At 58.2% G+C, this 1,142-nt stretch carries 3 protein-coding genes; 1 reads left to right on the forward strand and 2 read right to left on the reverse strand.

From position 1 onward, the window contains the following. Nucleotides 1-191, forward strand: a 191-nt coding sequence (locus tag P7F28_RS10280) for a hypothetical protein (RefSeq protein ID WP_277184384.1), incomplete at its 5' end; no start/stop codon positions are given. A 35-nt stretch (nt 192-226) separates the two neighbouring features. Here the strand turns inward: P7F28_RS10280 and P7F28_RS10285 are convergent. Further along, nucleotides 227-409, reverse strand: a complete 183-nt coding sequence (locus tag P7F28_RS10285; RefSeq protein WP_277184385.1) for a hypothetical protein — start codon at nt 407-409, stop codon at nt 227-229. A gap of 90 nt (nt 410-499) precedes the next feature. Further along, entirely contained in the window at nt 500-970 is a 471-nt protein-coding gene (locus P7F28_RS10290; protein ID WP_277184386.1) for a hypothetical protein, read from the reverse strand. Nucleotides 971-1,142 lie beyond the last annotated feature (172 nt).

Below are 1,142 nucleotides of genomic sequence, written 5' to 3' on the forward strand. Positions count from 1 at the left end.
GCGGTAAGCCGCAGATCGTGGGCGACACGCCGAAGAACGCGCGTTGCGTGACGTTGAAGGGCCGCTTTCGCACCGGAATTGGCGCTGCTGCGGTCTGCGTAAAACACTCGGGGAAATTTCATGGTTGCCTCAAAAAGGACGAGGCAGATCCCTTGCGGGGAGCTGCCCCGCAAGGGTTAAGCGCAGTTTGAACTACGCGATCAGACGATAATTTGCGACACCGGATTCAATGAAATCGCACCCGGCACGCTTCCAACAGCAGCTTCATGTGCGCAAAGTTCGCGTCGCCGACACCATCACTCAAGCGTCCGACCTCTGCAAAGAAGTGAGGCCGCGCGCCGACCGGATTGAAAGCCGGATGCGAGACGATCGCCGAGAACTCATCGACGTTGCCCGCTTGCGCTGCCACTACGACCGGGAGCGATCAATTGATATTGGTTCATCGAGAAGCTCCTAATAAGGTGGGCGTTGCCGCCAGATGTAACCGCTCGGTCGCGGCTTAATGGGTGATCCGGTAACCAGATCCATTAGAAACAAGAAAAACCTGTTGCCCGGGCGCGAACTGTTGGTCATCGACCTGCGTCACGACAACGGTTTGTCCGTTCGCGCGGCGAAGGAAGACTTCGACACCGCTGTGCCGCGACATCACCGAACTGACACGTTGTGCAACCAGTCCGGAGGCCGAACCGGACAGCGCGCCCGCGATGTAACGGCCGCGACCGCCGCCGATCACCTGCGAGCCGAGAAACGCACCGGCGGCCGTGCTGACAATCGAAGCGATGCCCGACGGATCGGACGTGTTTTCGATCGTGATCGGACGCACGCGCAGGATGGTTGCCTGCTCGAACTCACCGATGCGTTGAACGTCGTATCGCTGATACGTATTCGGCGAACCGAAATCCGCTACAGCGCAGCCGCTCAACGAAGAAAACAACGAGAAGAACAATGCGAAGAGAAGTGCTTTCAACATGGGATTGCCTCATAGCAGAATGGGCAATCCATCCCGTGGGGGCGGATCGCCCGTTAGGGAAAGGGGAAACGATGTGACATGCACTTGCCGCGACAAGCAACGCAGCAAGGCACGTCAATGAGAAGAAAAAAAGCAGGCGACCACACAGAATCGCCTGCGAAGGGCCAAACGG

Origin of the sequence: Caballeronia sp. BR00000012568055, assembly GCF_029439455.1 — a bacterium.
In the GTDB taxonomy this organism is placed as follows: Bacteria; Pseudomonadota; Gammaproteobacteria; order Burkholderiales; family Burkholderiaceae; genus Caballeronia.

What these genes read in the sequence shown, in the direction of transcription:
- P7F28_RS10290 (WP_277184386.1), bottom strand. Translation starts at nt 970, where the DNA reads ATGTTGAAAGCACTTCTCTTCGCATTGTTCTTCTCGTTGTTTTCTTCG.